The organism is Microbispora sp. KK1-11 (assembly GCF_006874435.1).
Lineage (GTDB): Bacteria > Actinomycetota > Actinomycetes > Streptosporangiales > Streptosporangiaceae > Microbispora > Microbispora catharanthi.
The window spans coordinates 120019-142862 of record NZ_VIRJ01000005.1; the positions used below are offsets into that span (position 1 = coordinate 120019).

25 protein-coding genes and 3 pseudogenes are annotated in these 22844 nt (G+C 70.8%); 14 read left to right on the forward strand and 14 right to left on the reverse strand.

Going from position 1 to position 22844, the window contains the following annotated elements:
• Nucleotides 1-123: 123 nt before the first annotated feature.
• Nucleotides 124-951, forward strand: a complete 828-nt coding sequence (locus tag FLW16_RS09750; protein ID WP_142559668.1) for a GyrI-like domain-containing protein — start codon at nt 124-126, stop codon at nt 949-951.
• On the forward strand, nt 948-1508 hold the full coding sequence (locus FLW16_RS09755) for a GyrI-like domain-containing protein (protein WP_142559669.1): 561 nt from the start codon (nt 948-950) through the stop codon (nt 1506-1508). The genes FLW16_RS09750 and FLW16_RS09755 overlap by 4 nt, the downstream gene beginning before the upstream one ends.
• Here FLW16_RS09755 and FLW16_RS09760 read toward each other — a convergent pair.
• From FLW16_RS09760 to FLW16_RS09770, 3 genes and pseudogenes are all read right to left on the reverse strand, one after another.
• Nucleotides 1505-2608, reverse strand: a complete 1104-nt coding sequence (locus FLW16_RS09760; RefSeq protein WP_142559670.1) for a tyrosine-type recombinase/integrase — start codon at nt 2606-2608, stop codon at nt 1505-1507. The genes FLW16_RS09755 and FLW16_RS09760 overlap by 4 nt on opposite strands.
• A 52-nt stretch (nt 2609-2660) precedes the next feature.
• Entirely contained in the window at nt 2661-3119 is a 459-nt protein-coding gene (locus FLW16_RS09765; RefSeq protein WP_142559671.1) for a ribosomal protein L7/L12, read from the reverse strand.
• Nucleotides 3120-3179: 60 nt separating this feature from the next.
• Nucleotides 3180-3305 (reverse strand): annotated as a pseudogene (locus tag FLW16_RS09770) (cupin domain-containing protein); the annotation flags it as partial.
• 23 nt (nt 3306-3328) lie between these two features.
• Between FLW16_RS09770 and FLW16_RS46145 the strand changes: the two are divergent.
• Nucleotides 3329-3700 (forward strand): annotated as a pseudogene (locus FLW16_RS46145) (ROK family protein); the annotation flags it as partial.
• Nucleotides 3701-3796: 96 nt separating this feature from the next.
• Here FLW16_RS46145 and FLW16_RS09780 read toward each other — a convergent pair.
• Nucleotides 3797-4747 (reverse strand): DUF2218 domain-containing protein, encoded by a 951-nt coding sequence (locus FLW16_RS09780; RefSeq protein WP_312847126.1) that lies wholly within the window; start codon nt 4745-4747, stop codon nt 3797-3799.
• A 117-nt stretch (nt 4748-4864) separates the two neighbouring features.
• Between FLW16_RS09780 and FLW16_RS09785 the strand changes: the two genes are divergently transcribed.
• Nucleotides 4865-5464: a transcriptional regulator gene (locus FLW16_RS09785; protein WP_260615120.1), complete on the forward strand. Its 600-nt coding sequence runs from the start codon at nt 4865-4867 to the stop codon at nt 5462-5464.
• Here FLW16_RS09785 and FLW16_RS09790 read toward each other — a convergent pair.
• Entirely contained in the window at nt 5392-6774 is a 1383-nt protein-coding gene (locus tag FLW16_RS09790) for a phosphotransferase (RefSeq protein ID WP_260615121.1), read from the reverse strand. The two genes, FLW16_RS09785 and FLW16_RS09790, sit on opposite strands and share 73 nt — an antisense overlap.
• Before the next feature lie 89 nt (nt 6775-6863).
• Here FLW16_RS09790 and FLW16_RS09795 point away from each other — a divergent pair, with 89 nt between their 5' ends.
• The 3 genes from FLW16_RS09795 to FLW16_RS09805 all read left to right on the forward strand — a co-directional run bounded on the left by FLW16_RS09795 (nt 6864) and on the right by FLW16_RS09805 (nt 8701).
• The gene (locus FLW16_RS09795) at nt 6864-7769 is read left to right on the forward strand and encodes an aminoglycoside phosphotransferase family protein (protein WP_142559672.1); all 906 of its coding nucleotides are present in this window, start codon (nt 6864-6866) and stop codon (nt 7767-7769) included.
• A 45-nt stretch (nt 7770-7814) separates the two neighbouring features.
• Nucleotides 7815-8330 (forward strand): ATP-binding protein, encoded by a 516-nt coding sequence (locus FLW16_RS09800; protein ID WP_221890980.1) that lies wholly within the window; start codon nt 7815-7817, stop codon nt 8328-8330.
• Nucleotides 8331-8416: 86 nt separating this feature from the next.
• A complete protein-coding gene (locus tag FLW16_RS09805; RefSeq protein WP_142559673.1) occupies nt 8417-8701 on the forward strand; it encodes an ester cyclase in 285 nt (94 codons plus the stop codon).
• A 58-nt stretch (nt 8702-8759) separates the two neighbouring features.
• On the opposite strand, the gene FLW16_RS09810 is transcribed toward FLW16_RS09805, so the two are convergent.
• Together FLW16_RS09810 and FLW16_RS09815 are read right to left on the reverse strand one after the other, a co-directional pair.
• Nucleotides 8760-9527, reverse strand: a complete 768-nt coding sequence (locus FLW16_RS09810) for a group II truncated hemoglobin (protein WP_142559674.1) — start codon at nt 9525-9527, stop codon at nt 8760-8762.
• 57 nt (nt 9528-9584) lie between these two features.
• Nucleotides 9585-10472: a LysR family transcriptional regulator gene (locus tag FLW16_RS09815; protein WP_142559675.1), complete on the reverse strand. Its 888-nt coding sequence runs from the start codon at nt 10470-10472 to the stop codon at nt 9585-9587.
• 183 nt (nt 10473-10655) lie between these two features.
• On the opposite strand from FLW16_RS09815, the gene FLW16_RS09820 reads away from it, so the two are divergent.
• A complete protein-coding gene (locus tag FLW16_RS09820; protein ID WP_142559676.1) occupies nt 10656-11873 on the forward strand; it encodes an MFS transporter in 1218 nt (405 codons plus the stop codon).
• On the opposite strand, the gene FLW16_RS09825 is transcribed toward FLW16_RS09820, so the two are convergent.
• From FLW16_RS09825 to FLW16_RS45065, 3 genes and pseudogenes are all read right to left on the reverse strand, one after another.
• Entirely contained in the window at nt 11849-12751 is a 903-nt protein-coding gene (locus FLW16_RS09825; RefSeq protein WP_142559677.1) for an alpha/beta hydrolase, read from the reverse strand. The genes FLW16_RS09820 and FLW16_RS09825 overlap by 25 nt on opposite strands.
• Nucleotides 12752-12908: 157 nt before the next feature.
• Complete coding sequence (locus FLW16_RS45060) at nt 12909-13559, reverse strand: alpha/beta hydrolase (protein ID WP_260615123.1); 651 nt, start codon at nt 13557-13559, stop codon at nt 12909-12911.
• Nucleotides 13560-13728: 169 nt separating this feature from the next.
• A pseudogene (locus FLW16_RS45065) lies at nt 13729-14505 on the reverse strand (nitroreductase/quinone reductase family protein); the annotation flags it as partial.
• Between the two features lie 468 nt (nt 14506-14973).
• Between FLW16_RS45065 and FLW16_RS09835 the strand changes: the two are divergent.
• Nucleotides 14974-15729 (forward strand): dienelactone hydrolase family protein, encoded by a 756-nt coding sequence (locus tag FLW16_RS09835; RefSeq protein ID WP_142559679.1) that lies wholly within the window; start codon nt 14974-14976, stop codon nt 15727-15729.
• Nucleotides 15730-16204: 475 nt separating this feature from the next.
• A complete protein-coding gene (locus tag FLW16_RS43540) occupies nt 16205-16369 on the forward strand; it encodes a hypothetical protein (protein ID WP_185949340.1) in 165 nt (54 codons plus the stop codon).
• A gap of 638 nt (nt 16370-17007) precedes the next feature.
• Here FLW16_RS43540 and FLW16_RS09840 read toward each other — a convergent pair.
• The 3 genes from FLW16_RS09840 to FLW16_RS09850 form a co-directional block, all read right to left on the reverse strand.
• Nucleotides 17008-17217 (reverse strand): hypothetical protein, encoded by a 210-nt coding sequence (locus tag FLW16_RS09840; RefSeq protein WP_142559680.1) that lies wholly within the window; start codon nt 17215-17217, stop codon nt 17008-17010.
• A gap of 139 nt (nt 17218-17356) precedes the next feature.
• The gene (locus FLW16_RS09845) at nt 17357-18310 is read right to left on the reverse strand and encodes a diacylglycerol kinase family protein (protein ID WP_142559681.1); all 954 of its coding nucleotides are present in this window, start codon (nt 18308-18310) and stop codon (nt 17357-17359) included.
• A 29-nt stretch (nt 18311-18339) separates the two neighbouring features.
• Complete coding sequence (locus FLW16_RS09850; RefSeq protein WP_142559682.1) at nt 18340-18735, reverse strand: DUF3224 domain-containing protein; 396 nt, start codon at nt 18733-18735, stop codon at nt 18340-18342.
• 200 nt (nt 18736-18935) lie between these two features.
• Here FLW16_RS09850 and FLW16_RS09855 point away from each other — a divergent pair, with 200 nt between their 5' ends.
• Nucleotides 18936-19619 (forward strand): ATP-binding protein, encoded by a 684-nt coding sequence (locus FLW16_RS09855; RefSeq protein WP_142559683.1) that lies wholly within the window; start codon nt 18936-18938, stop codon nt 19617-19619.
• A gap of 28 nt (nt 19620-19647) precedes the next feature.
• Here the strand turns inward: FLW16_RS09855 and FLW16_RS09860 are convergent, their stop codons facing one another.
• Nucleotides 19648-20097 carry a universal stress protein gene (locus FLW16_RS09860; RefSeq protein ID WP_142559684.1) on the reverse strand — a complete coding sequence of 150 codons (450 nt, stop codon included), beginning with the start codon at nt 20095-20097 and terminating at the stop codon, nt 19648-19650.
• 174 nt (nt 20098-20271) lie between these two features.
• Here FLW16_RS09860 and FLW16_RS09865 point away from each other — a divergent pair, with 174 nt between their 5' ends.
• The 3 genes from FLW16_RS09865 to FLW16_RS09875 are packed head-to-tail and all read left to right on the forward strand — an operon-like array spanning nt 20272 to nt 22800.
• The gene (locus FLW16_RS09865) at nt 20272-21207 is read left to right on the forward strand and encodes an ABC transporter ATP-binding protein (RefSeq protein WP_221890981.1); all 936 of its coding nucleotides are present in this window, start codon (nt 20272-20274) and stop codon (nt 21205-21207) included.
• A gap of 1 nt (nt 21208) precedes the next feature.
• On the forward strand, nt 21209-22000 hold the full coding sequence (locus tag FLW16_RS09870; protein ID WP_142559685.1) for an ABC transporter permease: 792 nt from the start codon (nt 21209-21211) through the stop codon (nt 21998-22000).
• On the forward strand, nt 22000-22800 hold the full coding sequence (locus FLW16_RS09875; RefSeq protein ID WP_142559686.1) for an ABC transporter permease: 801 nt from the start codon (nt 22000-22002) through the stop codon (nt 22798-22800). Before FLW16_RS09870 ends, FLW16_RS09875 begins: the two co-directional genes overlap by 1 nt.
• Nucleotides 22801-22844 lie beyond the last annotated feature (44 nt).

A 22844-nucleotide genomic window follows, 5' to 3' on the forward strand; every position in this document is an offset into this window, starting at 1 on the left:
TCGTCGCGCGGCCCGTCGTGGCCGCTCCTGTCCCTGGGACGGAGCCGGCACCGCATTCTCGACACCCGGCGCGACAACTTTCCCAGAAATCCCGCGGTGGACTCTCCCACGGGGGGAGAGGCCATGCTGGGGCACGTGAACGACGACCTCCTGTCGATCGGGCAGTTCGCCCGCCTCGCCCGGCTCAGCGTCAAGCAACTGCGCCACTACGCCACGCTCGGCCTGCTCGAACCCGCCTGGATCGACCCCGCAAGCGGCTACCGCTACTACCGGACCGCCCAGGCCCGCGACGCGCTCGTCATCGGCCTGCTGCGCTCCCTCGACGTCCCGCTGCCCGTCGTCGCGGACGTGCTGTCCGGCGGCGACGGAGGAGGGAACGCCCGGGGAGGGGAGTCCGCAACCGCCGCGCTCGCCCGGGTCAGGGACGACCTGGAGGCCGAACTCGCCCGCCGCAGGCGCACCCTCAAGAGCCTCGAACGCATCCTCGCCACCGGCCTGCCCGGCGCCGAGGTCACCCTCGTCGCCGAACCCCCGCGCCCCGCGATCGTCGTCCGCGATCTGGCGGCCACCCCGGAGGACATCGGCCGCGCCACCTCCGCCTGCGTCGCCCGGCTGGTGGCCGCCGAGCCGCCCGCACCCGCCCTCGTCGGGCTGTTCCCGCTCGACTACGGCGAGTCCATCCCCGTCGCCGTCGCCCTCACCGGCACCGGCCTGCCGCGGGTGCCCGGCGCCGACCCCGAGATCCTGCCCGGCGGCACGTTCGCCACCGCCGCCCACGTCGGCCCCTACGACCAGATCTCGCTCACCGCCCACGCCCTGCTCACCTGGTGCGCGGAACGTGGGCACGCCCCCACGGGCTCCCTCCGCGAGGCATACGTCTCCGACCCCGCGACCACCCCGCCCGAGCGGCTGGTCACCCACCTGATGATCCGACTGGAGGACGAGGAATGAACTGGTATTCCGCCGCCGACACCCCCGAACTCGCCGGCTTCGGCCCCGTCACGGGACTCGGCGTCACCGGACGCGGCGCGCCCGGCGGGCCCGCGCACCTCGCCGCGATCACCGCACTGTACGCCGTCGCGCACCCCCTCACCGGCCTCGCCGGACTGCCCATGCCCGTGCTCGAAGGCCGCTGGTGGGTCGAGGACGCCACCCGCCATCCCCTCGACGTCCCCAGGGACGAATGGCACTGGCACCTGTTCCTCCGCCTGCCCGACGACCTCGACCCCGCCCTCGCCGAACAGGCCCGCGAGGCCGCCCGCCCCACCCCCGGCATCGACGCCGTCCAGCTCGTCACCTTCACCGACGGGCAGTGCGTCCAGATGACCCACCACGGCTCCTTCGCCGAGGAACCGAAGTCGCTCGCGCTCATGGACGAGTTCATGCGCGCCCACGGCCTCGTCCCGGCCGGCCTCCACCACGAGATCTACCTGAGCGGCCTCCAGGAGACCGACCCCACGGCCCTGCGCACCATCCTGCGCCAGCCCGTACGCACCGCGCGGAACTAGGCGTCCGGCGCGGCCTGGCCGTCGGGCCCGGCCTGGCCGCGCCGGCGGCGCAACAGCGGATGCGACCCCATCGCCACCTCCAGCTCCCCGGGCAGGTCGTCCCGGTAGCGGCCGAGCGTCGACAGATCGCTGTGGCCCAGCACCCGCCGCACCGCGTCCATGTCGGTGCCGTCCGCCAGCAGGTGCGTCGCCGTGGTGTGCCGTAACCCGTGCGGGGTCACCGCCCGCCGCCGCCCGGGATCCACCTGCCGCTGCACCCGGTCGATGACCGCCTGCACATCGCCCCGCGCCAGCCGCCTGCCCCGCCACGACAGCAACAGCGCCTTCTCACCGTCCCCGCCCGCCCGCACCGCCAGGTACGCGTCGAGCGCCGCCGCGACGGCATCGGGCAGCGGAACGTCCCTGGTGCGCCCGCCCTTGCCGAAGATCCGCCAGTAACGCACCCCGTCGTTGGTGTAGAAGTCCTCCACGTTGGCCCGCACCAGCTCCGACACCCGCGGGCCGAGCGCGGTCAGCAGCAGCACCACCAGCGCGTCACGCACCTCCGTCCGCTGGTCGGCCCGCCGGCGGCGTCCCGCGCCCGAATCCGCCGCCTCCGGGGGTGGCGCGGCGGGGGAGCCGGCCGCCTCGATCAGGCCCTCGGCCTGCTCCCGTGTCAGCGCCCGGCGCTCCGGCCGCAGCCCGCCCCGCTCCCGCGCCCGCACCGAGGAGGCCGCCATCGGATCCAGATGCACCCATCCCGCCGACGTGGCGTGCCGGAACAACGCCGACACCGACCGGCGGAACCTCGCCTGCGACGCCGCGCTCTGCCCCGTGCCTTTCCCCGTGCCCTTCTCCGTGCCCTTCTCCTGGGCCTCGCTCTTCTTGCGCTCGTCCGGCTTGCGCGCGAACGCCAGCAGCACCGCGTTGACGTCCTCACCGGTCAGGTCGTCCAGCACCCGGTCCGGCCCGGCCAGCCGTACGAACGTCGCCACGTCCCGCGCGTACACCTCGGCCGTGGCGGGCGACAGCGCACCGGTCACCGTCTTGGCCCGGACCAGCTCCACATAGCGGTCCCCGGCCTCCTGCACGGTCAGCCTGTTCACCTGTACGGGCAGCATGATCGACACCGTACCGACCCGCACCGACAGCAAACGCCGCGGCGGCGGTCTCCTACGCCTCGCCGCCCTCCGCGTCGATCGAGTCAACGAACCGCTCGGCCTCCGACTGACCCATCCCCGTCTCGCCGCGCACCAGGAACACCGCCTGCTCGCCGTGTCCGGCCGCCTTCAGCTCCCGCACCCGCGAGGCCAGATCCGGCCGCGCGTGGCCCGGGGCCACCGGCAGCGGCCGCCCGGAGGCCAGGGCCTCGGCCAGATCCTTGGCCTCCTTCAGCCCGAGCCCGGTCTGCTCGCGGACCAGCTTGATCGCCTCGATCTTCTTGTTGTCGGCGTACAGCTCCCGCACCCGGTGCTGCAGGTCGGCCGAGACCGGCGGCAGCAGGCCGGGGCTGCGCCACGCCAGCGGCCCGGCGGGGCGGGCACCGGCTCGCACGGCGGCGAGCCCCACGCCGAGAAGCGCGATCACGATGACGGCGAGGACCAACAGCTCGAACGGACCTATGTTGGGCATGCGGTGATCGTAAGCCCCGCCCCATGGAACAGTCAGCCCTTCCGGCTCCCGGCCGGTGCGTCAGGCGGGGCCGGGCGGCAGATGGACGGTCATGATCAGGCGGCAGGTTTCGGTGCCCGAGGCGCGGTAGGCGTGCGGGGCGTCGGCGTCGAACGTGGCGGTCTGCCCGGCTTCGACGACGTGCTCGGCGCCGTCGACGACCCCTCCAGGTGGAGAACGACTGCAAACTGGCCGCGCTCGCCGAGCGCTGGCAGGGGGCGGCCCGCGACGCCGACGACATCGTCTACCTGCTGGCGGGCATGCGCACCGGCGCCGGGCTCATCATCGACGGCACCCTGCGCCGCGGCTACGGCGGCGAGATCGGCGAGCTGCGCGCCGTCCGCTGGCTCACCGCGCCCTCCCACCTGGAGAACTGCGCCAGCCTGCCCCCGGGCATCGACACCGACGACGCCGCCGCCTGGATGTTCAACGCCGCCCGCTCCGGAGACAAGGCGGCCAGGACCGCCGTCCGCCGCTATACCCGCGACCTCGCCGTCGGCACCGCCGCCCTGGTCCTCACCCTCGACCCGCAGGTCGTCGTCCTCGGCGGCGGTTTCTCCCGCTCCGCCGACCTCTTCCTCGAACCGCTGGCCCGCGAACTCCCTGCGCGTCCCCGAGATCCGCGTCGCCCCTGGGGGTCAGCCCACCCGGCGGGCGATCGTGACGCCGTCGCGCACCGGCAGCATCACCGATTCGACCCGGCTGTCCCGCGCGATCGTCTCGTTCAGGCGGCGTACGGCCACCTGCGCGTCCCCCTGGAAGGCCGGGTCGAACACGCGCCCGCCCTGGAACACGTTGTCGAGCACGACCAGGCCGCCGGGGCTCAGCCGCGTCACCACCTCCTCGTAGTAGTCCGGGTAGCTCACCTTGTCGGCGTCGATGAAGGCGAAACCGACGACCGGCTCGGCCGGAAGCGCGCGCAGCGTCTCCAGCGCCGGCCCGATCCGCAGGTCGATGCGGTCGGCCACCCCCGCGCGCTCCCAGTAGTTCCTGGCGATCGACGTCCACTCCGTGCTCACGTCACACGCCAGCAGCCGCCCGTCCGGCGGCAGCCCCCGGGCGATGCAGATCGAGGAGTAGCCGGTGAACACCCCCACCTCCACGGCCAGGCGGGCGCCCGACATCCGCGTCAGCATCGTCAGCAGGGCACCCTCGTCGTGGGAGACCTGCATCCCGGCCGCGCCGCCCGTCTCCTCCCGCGTCCTGACCACCAGATCACGCAGCACCTCGTCCACAGGCGAGCAGTGCGTGAGCAGGTAGTCGTCCACGACGGGGGACAGGGTCCACGCCGCGTCGCCCCCGACCGGCGGCGACCAGTCGACCACGAGATCCTCCTGGGAGGCGAACCGCAGCAGGTGACGGGTGACGACGTCCCGCACGCCGAGCAGCGGCTCCTCACCGGCGGCGGTCGCGATCATCTCGAACCCGCCGCCGCAGGGCCGCAGCACGCAACGCCCGGACCCCAGCTCGATCACCGCCCGTCCGTCGCCGCCGAGCACGGTCTCCACCTTGTGACCCATGTGCGCCACGAGCTGCTTGATGTAGCGCTCGGGCCTGTCGGTGACGACGTACGCCGTCGAATGAGGCATCGGCTTCCTCCATGTGACACATCAAGCGTCGAGACCTTTCGACGCTTCCGGCCGGGCGATTCTGCTGGCCCGCTCACCCGTTTGTCAAAGCGTCGACCATCCTCGACACTTTCTCCGGTGAACGAAGAAACGACGGCGGGGGAGCGCCCCGCCACGCCCCCGCACGACCCCGACCTACTGGAGCTACGTACCCCCGCCCAGTTCAAGGCTCTCGGCCACCCCGTCCGTCACCGCATCGTCAACCTGCTCCGCCAGCGCCCCGCGACACTGGGGGAACTGGCCGCAGCACTGCGGGCCGCCAAGGGCACCATCGCCTACCACGTCCGCGTCCTACGCGAAGCCGGCATCGTCCACCTCGCCGGCACCCGGCACGTACGCGGCGGCACCGAGCAGACCCTCGCCCTGGTCAGCCGGGGCTTCCGGCTGCACGAGGAGGCCGCGGCCGGCCCCGACTTCCTCGTCAGGGCCGCCCTCGCCGAGATGCTGCCCGCCCGGCCCGGCCAGGCCGAGCACACCCTGCTGAACCACCTCTGGCTCACCCACCAGGAGGCCCACGCGCTCATCGCCCGTCTCCGCGACCTCCTGCCCCCTCCCGGCCGCACCCCACCCCCCGGTGGCGAGCCGTACGGGCTGCTGCTCTCGCTCTACCCCGCCGACATCCCCACCCTGCCGCCCTGCCCCTCCGACGAAAGCGCCGCCAGGAACAGCGCCTCATGACGCGCGATATGCGCGCTGTCGGTGAGATACAGCAGATCGTGCCCCTCCGCGATATGAGCGGCGAACGCCTCATGACCCGCCGCGGCCTCCCCACGCATGTGGGCGACCAGATGCTCCAGCCGCGCCCGCGCCGTCCGCGTCAACGCCTCCCGGTCCTCCACGCCGAGCCGGTAGGCATCGCCGAACACGCGCAGCCGCCGCGCCTGCTCCTCCACGCCCGGAGCGCTCCCGTCACGGCCGGGATCATGCAACGGCACGAACCGGTAGGCGGCATAGGCCACATCCCACACCCGCGGCCCCGGATGCGCGGTGTCGAAGTCGATGAACGCCACCGGCCGCCCCTCCCGGAAGACGCAGTTGTACGGCGCCACGTCACCATGGCACACGACCTCGGCCGGAGCGCGCGGCGGGAAGTACCACTCGGCGCCCTCTGGCGGCGCGAAGCCCACCGTCGCGTCGTGGTAGTCCCGCAGCAACGCCCCGGCACCGGCCAGCGTCTCATCCGCCATCGCGTACGCCGGCAGGGGATAGCCGGGCACCTCACCCGGGAGGAAATCCAGCACCTCCCGGCCCTCGCCGTCGCAGCCGTGAGCTCTCGGCGCGCCGCCGAACCCGGCCGCCGCCAGATGGTCCAGCAGGGCGTGCACCGCCGGCGTCCACCGGCGAGCCGGCCGGCGCACCGTGTCCCCGACCCGCACGACCCGGTTGACCCCACCCCCGGCCAGCTCCTCCTCGCGCCCCTCGGGGAAGGACGCTCCGGCCGGACCGGCGAGCGCCGCGCACAGCCTCTCCGCGAGGTCGGCCGCCTGCCGCAGCGACCACGGGATCACCCCGTTCTCCGTCATCAGCGCGTGGAACTGCTGCCGCTCGTACGCGGTCCCGGGCGGCAGCGGCGCGATGTGCCAGTGCAGGTGGGCGTTGCCCTGCCCGCTGCCCAGTGACAGCAGATACGTACGCTCCGAGGGGACGACCGCCTCGACCGCCAGGGCGACCCGGCGCACCGTCCGCATCAGCCGCACGTACGCCTCCTCGTCCAGGTCGCGGACCACATGCTCGACGTGGGCCTTCGGCGCCACCAGGACCTTCCCCGGCACCGTGGGATATCGGTCGAGGAACGCGATGTGATGATCGTCTTCGAACACGACCTGTTCGAGGTCGTACGCGGGGTCGCCCGCCACCACCGCGCAGACGAAACAGGGGCCGCCCCTCACGCGCCGCACGTACGCGGCGACATCGAAGTCTTCCCTGACGTGGGGGAGCGGCCCATCCGAATCGTGCCCCTCGGGATGGTGCCGGTCCAGCTCCGCCATGCCGTGATCGTACGAGACGGTGATCGTATGAGACCACGCGCGCGGAAATCCCGTTGCACGGCCGGGGAAGCGGCGGCGACACTCCCGAAGTGGCCGATCATCCACCCCTGGACGGACGCGCCGGAATCGACGCGGCGCTGGTGAAACGACTGATCGCGGACCAGTTCCCGCAGTGGCGCGACCTGCCCGTGACACCGGTCCAGGTCGACGGCTGGGACAACCGCACCTACCGCCTCGGCGAGAAGATGACGGTCCGGCTCCCGACCGCGGCCGGCTACGCGCCGGCGGTGGACAAGGAACATCGGTGGCTGCCGGTCCTCGCGCCGTCGTTGCCCGTCGCCGTGCCCGAGCCGCTGGCCAAGGGCGCGCCGGGGGCGGGATATCCGTTCGAATGGTCCGTCCGCAGGTGGCTGGAGGGCGAGACCGCCTTCGCCGGCCGCATCGACGACCTGCCCGCGTTCGCCGTCTCGGTGGCCGAGTTCCTCCTCGCCCTGCAGAGCGCCGGCGCGACCGGCGGGCCGCGGGCCGGTGCGCACAGTTTCCACCGCGGCGCATCCCCGGCCCACTACGACGACGAGACCCGCCGCGCGCTTGCCGCGCTCGACGGCCGCGTCGACACCGCGCGGGCCACGGCCGTCTGGGACGCCGCTCTGGGGGCGACCTGGCAGGGAAGGCCGGTGTGGTTCCACGGCGACATCGCCGCCGGAAACCTGCTCGTCAGGGACGGACGGCTGACCGCCGTCATCGACTTCGGGACCTCGGGTGTGGGCGACCCAGCATGCGACCTGGTCATCGCCTGGACGATGTTCGCGGGGGAGAGCAGGCACGCCTTCCGCGCGGCCGTACGCCAGGACTCCGCCACGTGGGCGCGGGCCAGGGGATGGGCGTTGTGGAAGGCACTGATCGTCCTGGCCGCGGTAATCGACACCGACGGGGAGCAGGCCGCCGACCAGCTCCGCGTGATCGACGAGATCCTGGCCGACCACGAGACATGACCAGAGCGCGACCCCCTGCCCCCACCGGGACGTCACCGGGGGAGGATGAGGTATGACCCCGCCGCGGAGGTCGCGGCCATGACGAGCCGGGAGGTCGCCGTCCTCGTCGGGCTGCAGGCGTCCGGCAAGACCACCTTCTACCGGCAGCGCCTGGCGGCCACGCACGCCCACGTCAGCAAGGACAACTGGCCCAACGCCCGCCACCGGCAGCGACGCCAGCTCCGGGTCATCGCCGAGACCCTGGAGGAGGGGCGGAACGTGGCCGTGGACAACACCAATCCCTCCCCGGAGGAGTGGGGCCCGCTCATCGTCGCGGCCAAGGAACACGGCGCCCGGGTCGTGGCCTACTGGTTCCCTCCCGACCTCACCACGTCCCTGGACCGCAACGCGCGGCGACCCGGCCGCGCGCGGGTCCCCGAGGTCGGCATCCACACCACCGTGAAGCGCCTGCGCCGCCCACGCCCGTCGGACGGATTCGACGCGGTCCACACGGTGACCTTCGACGACCAGGGCGGCTTCGCCGTACGAGACGAGAACGCCCCCGGCGGACGATGGCTGTGAACAGCCCCCGGCAAAGACCGCGGCGGGTGGGACACCTCGTCGCGTTCCGAGGGCATCCATCCCGATAGGGGAGGACGGACGAGGAACTGGGCTCCTACCTGCGGGAGTTCTGGGCCGCCTTCCCGGACGTGAACACGGTGGTCCTGGAGTCGTTCGACGTCGACGACATGACGGCCGACGAGCTGGTGCTCATCGGCACCCACACGGGTCCTTACCTGGGACCAAGCGGCAAGGTCATCCCGCCGACGGGGCGCCCGCTGCACCTCCGCTGCTGCTATGTCTGCGCCATCGAGAACGGGCTGATCGTCAGCCTGCGTCTCTACTTCGACCAGCTGGAGCTGCTGGCCCAGCTCGGCGTGCCGCTCGTGTGACCCGCCGCCCGCGGCACGGCGCCGGCGAGGGCCGGCGACCCCCGCCGGCCGTGTCAGATCACGACGTGGGGGAGTAGGGCGGGGCGACGCCCCAGCCCCAGCGGGGGACGGGAGCCTGCTGCGGAGGGCGGGCGCCGGGCTGGGAGTTGGCGAACGCGAGGCGGGTGCCCCACTCGATGTAACTCGCGAAGGCGGCGCGAAACTCGGGGTCCGCCGGCAGGCCGACCACGTCGGCGGCGTCCATGAGGAGATTCACCCAGCGGCGGCGCTGAGGTTCGGTGATGGCCTTGCCAAGGTGCTGGACCAGCATGTGGTGGTAGCCGCCCCGCTCGTCCGTGTAGCGGGACGGCCCGCCGAAGACCTCCGCCAGCCACATCGCGACGTACTTGGGGTGGCCCGGGTCCATGTGGGCGAAGAGGGGGCCGATCAGGTCGTCCCTGAGGACCTGATCGTAGAACGTCTCGGTGAGCCGCTCCAACGCCTCGGCGCCACCCGCCCAGTCGTACATGCTCGGGACCGAGGAGCCGGTGCCGCGCACGGCGGTGCGCTCGTAGTGCCGCATCTCCTCGATCTGCCGGACGTAGGGCTTGATCGCGGAGAAGAACGCCCCGAAGTGCTCGCCACCGCGGAAACCCTGCAGGTGATCGTCCGCCGAGGTCCACGTGATGCGCAGCACGTACCACTCGGGCTCATCCACGCACCGGGACAGTTCGTAGTCCACACACTGCGGCGCGGCCGCCAAGGGAACCGCGGCACGTTTGTAGGCGGCCTCGAACTCTTCCGCGTCCTGCTGGTCGATCCGGTAGCGGATGTACTCGACGATCATGTGATCATCGCCCCGGAGGCCACATCGTCAAAGGATAAGATCATGATTGCATTGTAATCATGTAACTCCGCTGAAGTCCGAAGGATCGGCACGAATCAGCTCAAGGAAGGCCGTGGCCGCCGGGGACGGCCGGTTGTCCCAGATCAGGTGCTCCACCCGCGTGGGAGCATCGCGAAGACGAATGACCCGCAGGTCGGAAAAGCGCGGCGCGTACGCGGCGGGCAACATGCCCACCCCGAGGCCCTGCCGCACCAGATCGACCATGAGATCGGCGGACGACACCTCGAAAGGCACCTCACGCCGCACCCCCGCGGCCGCGAAGGCCTCGTCCGACTGCGCTCGACCGGCCGCGCCGACACGGAAGTCGATGAACGGTTCGTCCGCCAGGCCCCGCAAATCCACCTCCTGCTCCACCCGGTGGTAATCGGGCGCGACCACGGCGACCAGCTCACCCCCGCCGAGGCGGCGGCTCTGGACGCCCCTGGGTCCCACGCGCGGCGGCAGACCGAGGAACGCGACGTCGACACCGCCCTGCCGGACCCGCTCGATCAGCTCGTCGCTGCCCGCCGCGGTGAGCGTGATGCGCACCCGCGGATAGCGCCGGCGATAGTCCCTCAGGGCGACCGGCAGGTCGACGGCCGCCACCGTGGGGATGGTGCCGACGGCGAGCCGCCCGCGGATCTCCCCGGTGGCCGCCGCCACCTCGGCCCGCGCGCGGTCCGCGGCCTCCAGACACTCCCGGGCCGCGGCGAGGAACGCCTCCCCGGCCGGCGTCAGCCGCACACGCCGGCTGGTCCGCTCGAACAACCGCGCGCCCAGCTCCCGCTCCAAAGCGGCGATCTGATGACTCAGCGCCGACTGCACCACACGGCAGCGCTCGGCCGCCCGGGTGAAGTTCCTGGTCTCCGCGACCGCTACGACGTATCTCAGCTGCTGCAGCTCCACCAAACCATAGTGAATGACGATCGATACCGATGAAAAGTATGTGTTGGACTCATTGATCGGTGGTCACGCACTCTTGTTGATGCCTGCGGCCGTCGAGCTCACGGCCGCAGGCGACCACCTCCGCCGCGCGGAGCCGCCAGGTGCCACCGGCCGGCGGACGACCAACCATCAGAGAGAACGAAATTGGTCACCTACGACAAACACGCGCACTCGACCTTGAGAGCATGGCTCGGCGTCGCGGCGATCACCGCCAGCCTCTTCGTCTTCCTCACGACCGAGCTGATGCCCGTCGGCCTGCTCACTCCGATAAGCGCAAGCCTGCGTATATCCGTGGGCACCGCCGGACTGATGGTCACGCTGTACGGCGTCTCAGCCGGGCTCGGCGTGCCCTTCATCGTGGCCTGGACCAGGCGCGTCAACCGGCGCGTCCTGCTGTCCACGCTCCTGGCGATACTGACCCTGGGCAACACGATCACCGCCATCTCGCCGAACTATCCGCTGGTCCTGACGACACGGCTCATCATGGGCTTCGCCAGCGGAGTGTTCTGGGCCATAGGCGTGAGCATGGCGATGCGCCTTGTTCGCGAACGCCACGCGAGCAGGGCGGCCGCGATCGTGATGTCCGGAATCTCGATCGCCGCGGTCGTGGGCATACCGCTGGGAACAGTCCTGGAAAGCCTCACCAACTGGCGAACCACGTTCCTGATCTGGGCCGGCCTCAGCGCACTGGTGTGCCTCACGGTCGTCGCCGCCATTCCGTCGCTGCCATCGACGAACGCGGTCTCGGTGCGGGAAGTCTTCGGGCTCCCGCTGAAGAACGCGCCGCTGCGTCTGGTGCTGTTCACCGTCGTACTCTTCGTGCTCGGCCACTTCGGCGCGTACACGTTCGTCCGCCCCTACCTGGAGCAGAGCACCTCCGCCACGCCCTTCTTCATCACCGCGGCGCTGATGGTCTACGGAGCGGGAGGCGCGGCCGGGAACTTCCTCGCCGGATACACGGTGAACAGAAACGCGCGGGGCAGCTTCATCGCCGGCTGCGCGGGACTCGTGACGTCCTTGCTGTTGCTGCTCACGATCGCTCACGGACTCGCCGGGCCGATCATCACGCTGATCCTGTGGGGGATTTCCTTCGGCGTCGTCCAACTCTCCCAGGTCAACATGACGCAAGCCGCCGCGCCCGACACCTTCGAAGCCGCGATGTCACTCAACACCATGGCGTACAACACGTCCATCGCCCTCGGGGCGCTCTTCGGCGGACTGTTCGCCGATCACCTGGGCGTCACAAGTGTCGTCTGGTTCGGTGTGGCGCTGACAGCGGCTTCGCTGCTCCTCACGCTCGGCACCCGCCGGAATGCCTCATCCACCGTCCCCGGCGCTCAGCCCCCGGCGCGAATGCGCTGACCGAGGAAGACAGCCGCGCGGTCCAGCGCCTCGTCTGCCTCGTCCAAGGCACCGGCGAACGACTGGAACACGTGCGGCACGCCGGCGGTGACGTCCAGGATGACATCCACGCCGGCCGCCCTGGCGCGCGCGGCCAGGCGCGTGGAGTCGTCCAGCAGGATCTCATTGGTGCCCACCTGGAGCAGCATCGGGGGGAAGCCGGTCAGATCGGCCAGGACGGCCGGGCTGAGCAGGGGCTGGTGCGGGTCGGCTCCGGCGAGGTACATGGCCCCGGTGTGTTCGACGGCCTCGCGGGTGAAGATCGGGTCGATGCCTTCCTTGGTGTCCATGCTCTCGCCCGTCCGGGTGGCGTCGAGGCCCGGAGAGAACGCCACGATGGCGGCGGGCAGCGGAAGACCTGCGTCGCGGGCGGCGAGGCAGGTGGTGACGGTGAGGCCGCCGCCGGCGGAGTCGCCGGCGAACGCGATGGTCGAGGGGTCTTCGCCGCTGTCGAGGAGAGCGCGGTAGGCGCGCAGCGTGTCGTCGATCGCGGCCGGGAACGGATGCTCGGGGGCAAGCCGGTAGTCCACCGAGTACGCCCCGAAGCCGGTCTTGGCCACCAGGTTTCCCGTCAGCGACAGGGCGGTCTCAGGAGAGCCGAAAACCCAGCCTCCGCCATGGAAGTACAGGATCGTCCCGGCGCGCCGCGCGTCGTCCGGCTCGACACGCAGGGCGGGCCGGTCGCCCAGCGTTGTCCGCGTGACGCGGATGTTGCCGGGCACGATCATCTGGGCCATCAGCGCCGTGAATCCGGCTCGGATCGCCTCGACCGACCGGGGGCCCACGGGCCGCGGCTGCCGCATCATCGCGTCGATCCGAGCGCGCTGTTCCTTGCTCACAGATGTACTCCCGCCGTAAGTAGCTTCCGAGACACTATATTCCTCGGAATCCATATCCAGCGACGGGTGAGACAGGCGTGGGCCCCGAGGCGGCCGCCCGAGCAGCTGTTCCGCGCCGGTTGCGCTGCTCGGGCGGTCAGGGGCGTCCATGGGCCGATCAGCGCGACCCCGGGCCCCTTGCGTGGGGTGCAGCGACCCAGTCGGTGAGGCGGCGCAGGAACGTCATGGCGATGGGAGGCGGGTCCTGCGCCATCACGCTCGCGTGAAACGCGTGCGGCATGCCCTCGTACAGGTCGAGGGTCACGTCGACGCCGGCGGCCGAGGCGGCTGCGGCGAAGCGACGGGTGTCGTCCAGCAGCACCTCTGCGGTCCCCGCCACGAGCAGGAGCGGAGGCAGGCCGTGCAGGTCGCCGTGCAGCGGAGACTGAGGAGCCTGATCGGCGCGGGCCCCGGCCAGATACTGGGTGACGACGTGTTCGGCGACACGACGGTTGATCACATCCCGGCCGTCGTTGGTGTCCAGGGACCGGCTGGACAGGGTCAGGTCGGTCAGCGGGGAAATCGCGACGGCCGCGCCGGGTAGGGGATCGCCCGCCTGCCTGAGCACCAGCAGCGCCGAAAGGACGAGCGTGCCGCCCGACGACTCGCCGCACACGATGATGCGATCGGCGGGAACACCCTGCTGGAGCAGGCTCCGATAGACGGTCACGACGTCGTCCAAGGCGGCGGGGTACGGATGGGCGGGGGCCAGGCGCTGGTCCACCTTGAACGCGGGACGCCCGGTGGCCCGGGACAGGCGGCAGGCCATGAGAGGTGACCAGAGCCCGGATCGTGGCCGTCACGGCGGATTGGTCGTCGGAGGTGGCGGGGACGCGCGTGACGTTCAGATGATCCTCGTGCCGGGGCGGCAGCGCGTTCAACAGGGGGACCAGGTGCCGTTCTTCATAGGAGAGATGGTTGTCGATCTCCGCCTCCGCGACGAGCCGGTCCACCTCGGCCAGCAGCCCGGCCGGTTCCGCTGAGAGCAGCTTCCGCAGGTCGTCGAGGAGGCGGCCCAGGACGGTGTGCTCGGCGTGCAGACGATCGAGGACCGCGTCGAGTTCGGGGTGGCGGTCACGCAGGTACGGAAACAACTGGCCGCTTTCCGCGGTGTGATGGTGGTGCAGCCCACCGCACACGGTCAGGCAGTTGACGCGCAACTGCGCCCCCACACGCGGGCCGGAGGCGGCGGCGTCGGCGCGGATCAGGGCCAGTTCCCGCCGGAAGGCGTCGTGGATCGCCTTCAGCACCTCGCCTTCCGGAAGGTCCGGGAAGGAAGCGGAGCGCGGAGTCAACGCGACGACGGGCAGGACACGGCCGGACTTCGCCTGATAGTCGGCCCAGCCGGAGTCGGCTTCCACGGCACGGGCGAAGAGGCGCTCGCGTTCCTCGCCTTCCAGAACGGCGGCCTCGGCCTCGATCGTGAAGACGCCCGTCTCTACGGTGACGTGGGGGTCGGCACGCAGATTGTGATACCAGGCCGGGTGGTGCGGCGCACCGCCGGCCGAGGCGATGACCAGCATGCGGCCCCCCTCGTCATGCAGGTAGCCGAGAGGCACGGTGTGACGGACTCCCGAGCGGGCGCCGGTGGTGGTCAGGAGAAGCAGCCTGGCTCCCTCGAAAGGGCCGCCCACTTTTCCGCGGTTGGCGCGGAATTCCTGAATGATCTGCTGGTTGAAGTCGTACGGCATTCTCTGCTTTCTTGTTCCGGGCATGGCGAATCGACCGCGTCGCCGAATGAGGGACGGCGGTCATGAAGGAATGAGGGAAACGCGCAGGCCAAAGAGCGGCGTGGCGACGCTTTCGCCGACGCCGAGGGGCGCACCGATACGCGGGAAGAAGAATTCCGAATCAGGAGGTCAGAGATACGGCGGGCCTCGCGCCCGCCCGGCCCTCACGCAGAGGCCGGGTGCCTCACTCGCTTATGGCCCATGGCCGACCCGGCAGTCACGCTTTTCACGCTATCGTCACCTCAGGAATGTGGCAACACCACATCTGCGCCCATTCGTGACGCGGTGGGGGCGAGTACCTTCCTTGTGAGATCCGTGATAAGTTCGCGGTCGCCGCGCATCGCTGCGAACCGAGGAGGTGAGACCGATCAACGCTGTGACAGGTCGGGGCTCCCTCCTTCGCATGGCCTAGGGGAGTGCCCGCACAAGGCATCCCGAAAGGCATGAATCGCATTGCGCTTCATCTCTGAGACGTCGTCCGACGGCGTCCGCGAACAACTCTTCACCCTCGATGAGATCCCCGGCGCGCTCTGGACGCCGGAAGGCACCACCGGTGCTCGGCCCCTCGTCCTGATGGGACACGGCGGCGGCCGGCACAAGAAGGCCGCCGACATCGTGGCCCGGGCGCGGCGCTTCGTGGCCGAGTGTGGTTTCGCGGTGGCCGCGGTGGACGTGCCCGGCCACGGCGACCGGCCGAAGGACGAGAGGTACGACAAGATCGCGACCGAGAACCAGGCTCGCGTGGCGGCAGGGGAGGAGCCGGCTCCGCTGATCGCCGCTTTCCAGGCGCTCGTGGCTCGCCAGACCGTCCCGGAATGGCGGGCGGTTCTGACGGCGCTCCAGCGACTCGAGCACGTCGGCACCGGCCCGGTGGGCTACTGGGGCGTGTCCTTGGGGTGCGGGCTCGGCGTTCCGTTCGTCGCCGCCGAACCCCGGGTCCGCGCGGCGGTGCTGGGCCTGGGCGGGGCGCTGGCATCGGCCGAGGCCGCGGCGCGGATCACCGTCCCGGTGCAGTTCCTGCTGCAGTGGGACGACGATCGGATGCCGCGGGCCCAGGGCTTGGCGCTGTTCGACGCCTTGGCGTCCACCGAGAAGACGCTGCACGCCAACCCCGGCAAGCATGGGGAGATTCCCGAGTTCGAGACCGACAGCTCACTACGGTTCTTCGAACGGCACCTCGGCCAGGGCCACCGCCTCGTCACCGCCTGATCGGGCCGGCAAGCGGGGGAGCGGCGTGCCGGCGACCTGGATCGGCCGAGGAATCGAGATCGCCGGAGCGAGCCCACCGGGCCACGGATGACCGAGGTGTTCGCCCACGTGAGCGGCACCCTCATGCGGTGCGAGCAGCAGTCGATCGAGCAGCGACGGGTCGTCGACAGAGAGACCGGACATTCATGGCTATACCGGACAGAATTCACCTTCTGTCCGGTATAGCTAGTAGTAGGAGTCTTTGCCGTGTCGGATGGAGGGGGCGGGCGGGTCGGGCAAGATCTTGGAACCCACGGTGTCGTAGAACTCGGCTTGGAGCTGGAGGGCAAGGCGCTGAGGGCAAGGCGCTGGTCGAGGGGCGTCGGGCGGCACGCCTCGTCGGGCTCGACGACCAGCGAGTCGACATCGCGATGATGCAGCCCGCCACGGGCGGATCTAGCTGGCGAAGCACCACACGCCGTCGGCGATCAGCGGCGTGTCGGAGGACGCCCCGGCGAACACGCTCGGCATTCGCCGCATCATGTTCGCCGTCGACATCGACGACGTCATCGCCCGCCTGCGCACCCACGGCGCCGAACTTGTCGGCGAGGCGGTGCAGTACAAGGACGTCCACCGGCTCTGCTGTATCCGTCGCCCTTAAGGCGTCGCCGTCGGGCCGGCCAAGCAGATCGGCTGACGCCTCGTCGCGGCAACGACGCGGAGATGGTCATGTGCGCCTCGACGGGCGTCCCGAAACTCCAGGCCATCCGCCCTTGGAGCCCCTTTCGGCATTGCTCGATAATGAACATTATGTCAAGTAAGCTACTTCGGCCACTCCTCCCGCGGTCCGTGCCCGCGTACGACCTTGTCCCGTATCGGTGGAGCTGACACGCAGGCGGGTGAGCCTCTGGCATGAGGACGATCGTTGCTCGGTACGGGCGGTGGGAACCTCCGACGCCCGCGCACGTCGCCTCGTTCCTTTCCGCGATGCCGTGCCCCTGGTAGATCGCCGGCGGGTTCGCCATCGAACTCGCCGTGGACCATCACATTCGTGATCACGGCGACATCGATGTGGTGATGCTGCGCCCGGATCAGCACCACCTCTGCGCCGCCCTGCGCGGCTGGGAGTATTGGGCGGCCGACCCACCGGGTGTTCTACGTCCCTGGGAGCCGACGGAAAGCCTTCCTGGTCCCGTGCGTCGGCGGGAGTGGCCGATCCGGCGATCACACAGAGTCACCACTCCCCTCTCCCCCGCTGTTCAGCCGCTCGTGCTCGCATGCATGAGCGCGACGTACCCCTCAGTGGGTGCCGTCGGAGTGGCTGACGGCGGAGACGACGACGCCGGTGGCGGGTGGCGGTCCCTGGCCGACCAGTTCCCAGGTGACCCCTTCGGCCTGCTGGACGATGTCGGCGACCGGGCCGTTGAAGACGACCCGGCCGCGGGCCATGACGGCGGTGTCGCGGCAGGTCTGGGCGACGTCCTCGACGATGTGGGTGCTGAGCAGCACGGTGCGACCGGCGGCGATGGAGGCCAGGAGCGTGCGGAAGCGGATGCGTTCCTCGGGGTCGAGGTCTCGAGGCGCCCGGCCAGTTCGGACGGTTGGCGTCGTCCCTGAACCGGGCGCGGAGCGTCCGCGACGTGCGTGGTCAGGCGGTGGTGTCGGGCAGGCAGACGGTGATGGCCTGGGGTGCGACTTTGACCGTGATGCGCTTGACCCGGTCGCGGGCTCCCCCGTCCAGTTCGTACGCCATGGGAGTGCGGAGTTTGACCGATATCTTCCGCGCGCGGGTGATGCGGACGAAGGGGGATTTCTCGGCGTTCCCCGCGCTCATGCGGCCGAGGGTGCGGGCCCATTGGATGGGGCCCTCCGCGGTGGAGACGCCGACTTCGAGCCAGCCGTCGTCGTAGCGGGCGTCTTCGAAGACGTCGACGCCGCCGGTGACGGTGCCGACGTTGCCGACGAGCACGCAGCTGGCGTCGCCCTCGAACCAGTCGTTGTCGTCGATTTTGATTTTCATGGGGGTGACGGCGCCGCCGACGTGGCGCAGGCCGGTCCAGATGTAGGCGAAGCGGCCGAGGCGGTCCTTGAGGCCGCGGTCGGCGTCGGCGATCATCTCGGCGTCGAAGCCGACGCCTGCCATGACCGCGAAGTGCTCACCGTTGATCTTGCCGAGGTCGAGTTTGGCGCGGCGGCCCTCGAAGCCGATCCGTACGGCCTCGGGGAGGTCTTCGGGGATGCCGAGGTTGCGGGCCAGGAGGTTGGCGGTCCCGGCGGGGATGATGGCGACGGTGGCGTCGCTGCCGGCGAGGGCGTCGACGCAGCGTTGCACGGTGCCGTCGCCGCCCCAGAGGAAGAACAGCTCGGCGCCGTCCTTGAGTGCCTGGCGGACCTTCTTGGGGGCCTTCTTGCTCTTGGGCACCTCATACCAGAGCAGGTCGTCGACGTCGTAGCCGGTGATGAGCTTGCGGAGCTCGTCGAGGCCGCCGCCGACGGTCTTCTTGCGGTGCGCGATGACGGCGACGCGGGGTACCGGGGTTCGGGGGGTGGCAGGCGCGGCGACGGGGTCGTCCGCGGGCCGCCGGTCAGCGGATTTCACCATGGACCGGCGGCTACCCGGATGGGGGCCGGTTAGGCCTCGGGGAGGGTGTAGTCGAGGAGGTAGTGGTGGCCGTCCTCCACGCGGATGGTGCCCTCGCCGGTGAGGCCGGCCAGTTCGCCGGTGCCGCTGGTGGGGACGATCTGCCATTTCATCCACTGTTCGCCGTTGTGGCTGGCCGCGCTGTGCTGGAGCGCGAAGGTGCCCTTGCGGCCGTGGAGGGTGCCTTCGACGTGTTCGACGCCGACGTAGGCGGCGGGCCCGTCAGGGGTGACGACGGTGAGGATCTCGGTGGTGCTGGTGCCGACGAGGTCGCCGTGGAAGGTCTTGGTGATGTGGTTGCGGCCGAAGGTGGCGCCTTCCTTCTCCTCGATGGCCAGTTCGGTCCAGTTGGTGATGTCGAAGGTGCCGGTGGCGTGTCCGTTCATGTGTCCAGCGTGCCACGTGTTCCTGCCATCCCCTGTCAGGTACGGCGGTGTCCGATGAGTGAGCGGAAGGAGAAAGTTAGGCGAATGCCGTGAAGCCCGTCACTTTGCAGCCGTTCATGACAGATGATCGGAGGCATGGGTTTTCCCCGGCCGGCCGTCCCGGTCCTCGCCGGCCGGTCCGCCCAGGCCCGGCCGGCGCGATGCTGATCTCTCCCTTCCCCTCGCAGGAGGGCCGCAGGACCGCCTACAAGGTGTTCGGTTCCGCCGCGACCGCCCCGCGCCGGGCGCGCGCGTTCGTGCGGTGCCAGTTGCGGGGGTGGGAGCTCGCGGACCTGGCCGAGACGGCGGAGCTGGTCGTCTCCGAGCTGGTGACGAACGCGGTGCGGGCGACGGACGCCGTGGTCAGCCCGCCGGTGGCCTCGTCGATGTTCCCGGTGGCCCTGCGTACGGTGGCCTTGCGGGTCCGGGTGGCGCCGGGGCGGCGCAGCCTGTTCATCGAGGTGTGGGACGTCAGCGACCGTGAGCCGGTGCCGCATGACGAGGAGGCAGGCGAGCTGCGCGAGAGCGGCCGGGGGCTCTCGCTGGTCGGCAGCCTGGCCCGGCGCTGGGGCCACTATTCGGCGCCGGATCGAGGCAAGATCGTCTGGTGCGAGCTGGCCATCTCGCCGGTGGAGGGACCGCGTCCGCCGGGGTCGGCGGGTGCTCCGGCCGCCGGTTCCGGGCCGCGCGGGCGGCCGGCGGCGGAGGCGTTGACGGGGGCGCTGCCGCGGCGGGTGCGGCGGCATCCGGTGGGCGCGCGGGCGGACGGCCCGGACGAGGCGACGCTGCTGCGGGTGCTGGAGGGCCTGCGGGCGCTGGACGTGTCGGGCCCGGACCGCCGCTGAGCCGGGGCTCCAGTGGGTGTGCGGCGGGTCAGGGGACGACGGTGACCGGCCAGCGGCCGGTGCGGACCAGGCGGAGCGCGACCGAGCCGATGAAGCGGTGGCCGGCCTGTGTGGAGGCTCCCACCACGACCGCGTCCGCCTTGATCTCGTCGGCGATCTTGGTGAGGGCGCCGGCGGCGTCGCCGTACTCGGTGCGGAAGGTGTAGTCGACGCGAGAGTGGGCGGTCTGGGCGAAGTGCTCCACCTGTGCGCGCAGGTCCGCGGCGATCTCCTCCCCCGCCTCGATCACCGAGGCCGACGCGGCCGGCATCATCGTGCTGATCGTCCCGGGGTTGGTGACGTAGACGAGGACGACGTGCGAGCCCTGGCGGCGGGCGAGGCCCCAGGCGTACGCGGCGGCGCGCAGGGAGGTTTCCGAGCCGTCGATGCCGACGAGGATCACTCGCGGGCCGTCGGTGCCCAGCTCGAACGTGTTCACGCAAGTCAGCGTACGGCCACCGGGGGGCGTCCGGATACGGGGCAGGGTGTTGGTGGATCAGGTGCGGCGCGGCCGTCCTTGGCGGGGTCGCCGGGGAGGCGGGGCGGGGCCCGGCCGGGTGGCGCGGATAACCTGTTGCGGAAATGTCGGGGCCGTTGGTTAGGGTCTCGGATCGTGGCTGATCAACCTCTGATCTACGCGCGTGGCCTGGTCAAACGTTTCGGGGAGTTCACCGCCGTCGACGGGATCGACCTCGATGTGGCGCCGGGAGAGGCGTTCGGCTTCCTCGGGCCCAACGGGGCCGGCAAGTCCTCGACCATGCGGATGATCGGGTGTGTGTCCACGCCGACCGCCGGGGAGCTGCGGATCCTGGGCATGGACGCGGTGCACGACGGGCCGAGGATCCGCGCGCGTCTGGGGGTGTGTCCTCAGCTCGACAACCTCGATCCCGACCTGACGGTGCGGGAGAACCTGGTGACGTACGCCCGTTATTTCGGGCTGTCACGGGCGGAGAGCCGCAGGCGGGCCGACGAGTTGCTGGAGTTCGTGCAGCTCGGTGACCGCGCGGGCGGGAAGGTGGAGCCGCTGTCTGGCGGCATGAAGCGGCGGCTGACGATCGCGCGGGCGATGGTGAACGAGCCGGATCTCGTGCTGCTCGACGAGCCGACGACGGGACTGGACCCGCAGGCCCGTCACCTGTTGTGGGAGCGGTTGTTCCGGCTCAAGCAGCGGGGCACCACGCTGGTGCTGACGACGCATTACATGGACGAGGCGGAGCAGTTGTGCGACCGGCTGGTCGTGATGGACGGCGGCAGGATCGTGGCGGAGGGGTCGCCGAGGTCGCTGATCGAGACCTATTCGACGGCCGAGGTGGTCGAGTTGCGTTTCCCCGGCATGCCGGAGGCGGGGCCGCGGTACGCGACGGCGCTGGAGGGGGTGGGCAAGCGGGTCGATCCGCTGCCCGACCGGGTGCTGGTCTACGTGGACGACGGCGACACCGCGCTGGCCGAGATCCAGCGGCGCGGGTTGGAGCCGTCGAGCGTGCTGGCGCGGCGGTCGACGCTGGAGGATGTGTTCCTCCATCTGACGGGCCGGACGTTGGTGGATTGAGATGGCGTTGCGGACCGAGTCGGCTCCGGCGCGGGCGGTTCATCCGACGGTCGCGGTGCTGGAGCGGCACCTGACCCTCTACCGGCGGCTGTGGCAGGCGTCGGTGTTCTCCTCGTTCGTGCTGCCGGTGCTGTTCCTGCTGAGCATCGGCATCGGTGTGGGGAGCTATGTCGGCAGGGTGCAGGGGGTCGACTACCTGTCGTGGATCGTGCCGGGCGTGCTCGCGTCGACGGCCTTCCAGATCGCGGTGGGCGAGTCGACCTATTCGGTGCTGGGCGACTTCAAGTGGGTCCGGGCCTATCACGCGATGCGGGCCACGCCGGTGGGGCCGGCGGACATGGTCCGGGGTCATCTGCTCTACCTGGTCTTCCGGGTGACGGTCGCGGTCGTGGCCTTCCTGGTCGTGGTGGTGTTCTTCGGCGGGCTGCACTCGCCGTGGGCGCTGGTCACCCCGCTGGTGTGCGCGTTGCTGACGGTGTCGGTGGCGGCGCCGGTGACGGCGTTCGCCGCCACGATCGAGCACGACAGCTATTTCTCGCTGCTGTTCCGGTTCGTGGTGATCCCTTCGACGTTGTTCGCGGGGGTGTTCTTCCCGGTCGAGCAGCTCACGGCGGTGTTGCGCCCGTTGGCGTACGCCTCGCCGATGTGGCATGCGGTGGAGCTGTGCCGGGCGGCGACGCTCGGTAGGGCCCCGGCCTGGCCGGTTCCGGTGCATGCCGGCTATCTGCTGGTGTGGGCTGTGGCGGGTCTTCTCCTGGCGGTGCGGGCGTTCCGTCGGAAGCTGGAGGACTGATGGTGACGACGCTGGTGGCGTCCCGGGTCTCCCCCGGCCGGGTGGGCGCCGTCATCGGCCGCAACGTGGGCGCGCTGCGCTCCGGGCCGTCGTACTGGATCGTGCTGCTGTCTGGCTTCTTCGAGCCGCTGCTGTATCTGCTGTCGATCGGTGTCGGCGTCGGCGCGCTGATCGGTGAGCTGACGGTCGACGGGCGGACCATGTCGTACGCGTCGTTCGTCGCGCCGGCGATGCTGGCGGTGTCGGCGATGTCGGGGGCGCTGGCCGAGACGACATTCAACTTCTTTTTCAAGTTGAAGTACATGAAGACGTTCGAGGCGGTGCTGGCGACGCCGGTGCGGCCCATCGAGATCGCGGTGGGCGAGCTGGTGTGGTCGATCGTCCGGGGTTCGCTCTACACCGCGATCTTCCTGGTCGTGATGGTGGTGATGGGGCTGGCGGAGCCCGGCTGGGCGCTGGCCGCGTTTCCGGCGACCGTGCTGGTGGGGCTGGCTTTCGGCGGGCTGGGGATGGCCGTCAGCACGCTGATGCGCGGCTGGCAGGACTTCGACCTGATGGGCACGGGGCAGTTCGCGTTGTTCCTGTTCTCCGGGACGTTCTCCCCCGTGCGGGACTACCCTGTCGGGATCGAGGTGCTGATCCAGCTCACGCCGCTTTACCACGCGGTGGAGCTGGTGCGCGGCCTGTGCATGGGAATGCTGGGGTGGGGGCTGCTGGGGCACGCGGCCTACCTGGTCGTGCTGGCCGGGGCGGGGGTCTGGTTCGCCTCCCGGCGCCTGACCCGGGTCCTGTGCGACTGACCCAGGCGCCCGGGTCTCCCCTCAACCCCTGATCCCGGCGTCGC

What these genes read in the sequence shown, in the direction of transcription:
- FLW16_RS09780 (WP_312847126.1), bottom strand. Translation starts at nt 4,747, where the DNA reads ATGCCTCATTCGACGGCGTACGTCGTCACCGACAGGCCCGAGCGCTAC.
- FLW16_RS09790 (WP_260615121.1), bottom strand. Translation starts at nt 6,774, where the DNA reads ATGGCGGAGCTGGACCGGCACCATCCCGAGGGGCACGATTCGGATGGG.
- FLW16_RS09760 (WP_142559670.1), bottom strand. Translation starts at nt 2,608, where the DNA reads ATGCTGCCCGTACAGGTGAACAGGCTGACCGTGCAGGAGGCCGGGGAC.
- FLW16_RS09845 (WP_142559681.1), bottom strand. Translation starts at nt 18,310, where the DNA reads ATGGTGAAATCCGCTGACCGGCGGCCCGCGGACGACCCCGTCGCCGCG.
- FLW16_RS09750 (WP_142559668.1), top strand. Translation starts at nt 124, where the DNA reads ATGCTGGGGCACGTGAACGACGACCTCCTGTCGATCGGGCAGTTCGCC.
- FLW16_RS09755 (WP_142559669.1), top strand. Translation starts at nt 948, where the DNA reads ATGAACTGGTATTCCGCCGCCGACACCCCCGAACTCGCCGGCTTCGGC.
- FLW16_RS09810 (WP_142559674.1), bottom strand. Translation starts at nt 9,527, where the DNA reads ATGATCGTCGAGTACATCCGCTACCGGATCGACCAGCAGGACGCGGAA.
- FLW16_RS09800 (WP_221890980.1), top strand. Translation starts at nt 7,815, where the DNA reads ATGAGGTATGACCCCGCCGCGGAGGTCGCGGCCATGACGAGCCGGGAG.
- FLW16_RS09870 (WP_142559685.1), top strand. Translation starts at nt 21,209, where the DNA reads ATGGCGTTGCGGACCGAGTCGGCTCCGGCGCGGGCGGTTCATCCGACG.
- FLW16_RS09850 (WP_142559682.1), bottom strand. Translation starts at nt 18,735, where the DNA reads ATGAACGGACACGCCACCGGCACCTTCGACATCACCAACTGGACCGAA.
- FLW16_RS09855 (WP_142559683.1), top strand. Translation starts at nt 18,936, where the DNA reads ATGCTGATCTCTCCCTTCCCCTCGCAGGAGGGCCGCAGGACCGCCTAC.
- FLW16_RS09765 (WP_142559671.1), bottom strand. Translation starts at nt 3,119, where the DNA reads ATGCCCAACATAGGTCCGTTCGAGCTGTTGGTCCTCGCCGTCATCGTG.
- FLW16_RS09875 (WP_142559686.1), top strand. Translation starts at nt 22,000, where the DNA reads ATGGTGACGACGCTGGTGGCGTCCCGGGTCTCCCCCGGCCGGGTGGGC.
- FLW16_RS45060 (WP_260615123.1), bottom strand. Translation starts at nt 13,559, where the DNA reads ATGGCCTGCCGCCTGTCCCGGGCCACCGGGCGTCCCGCGTTCAAGGTG.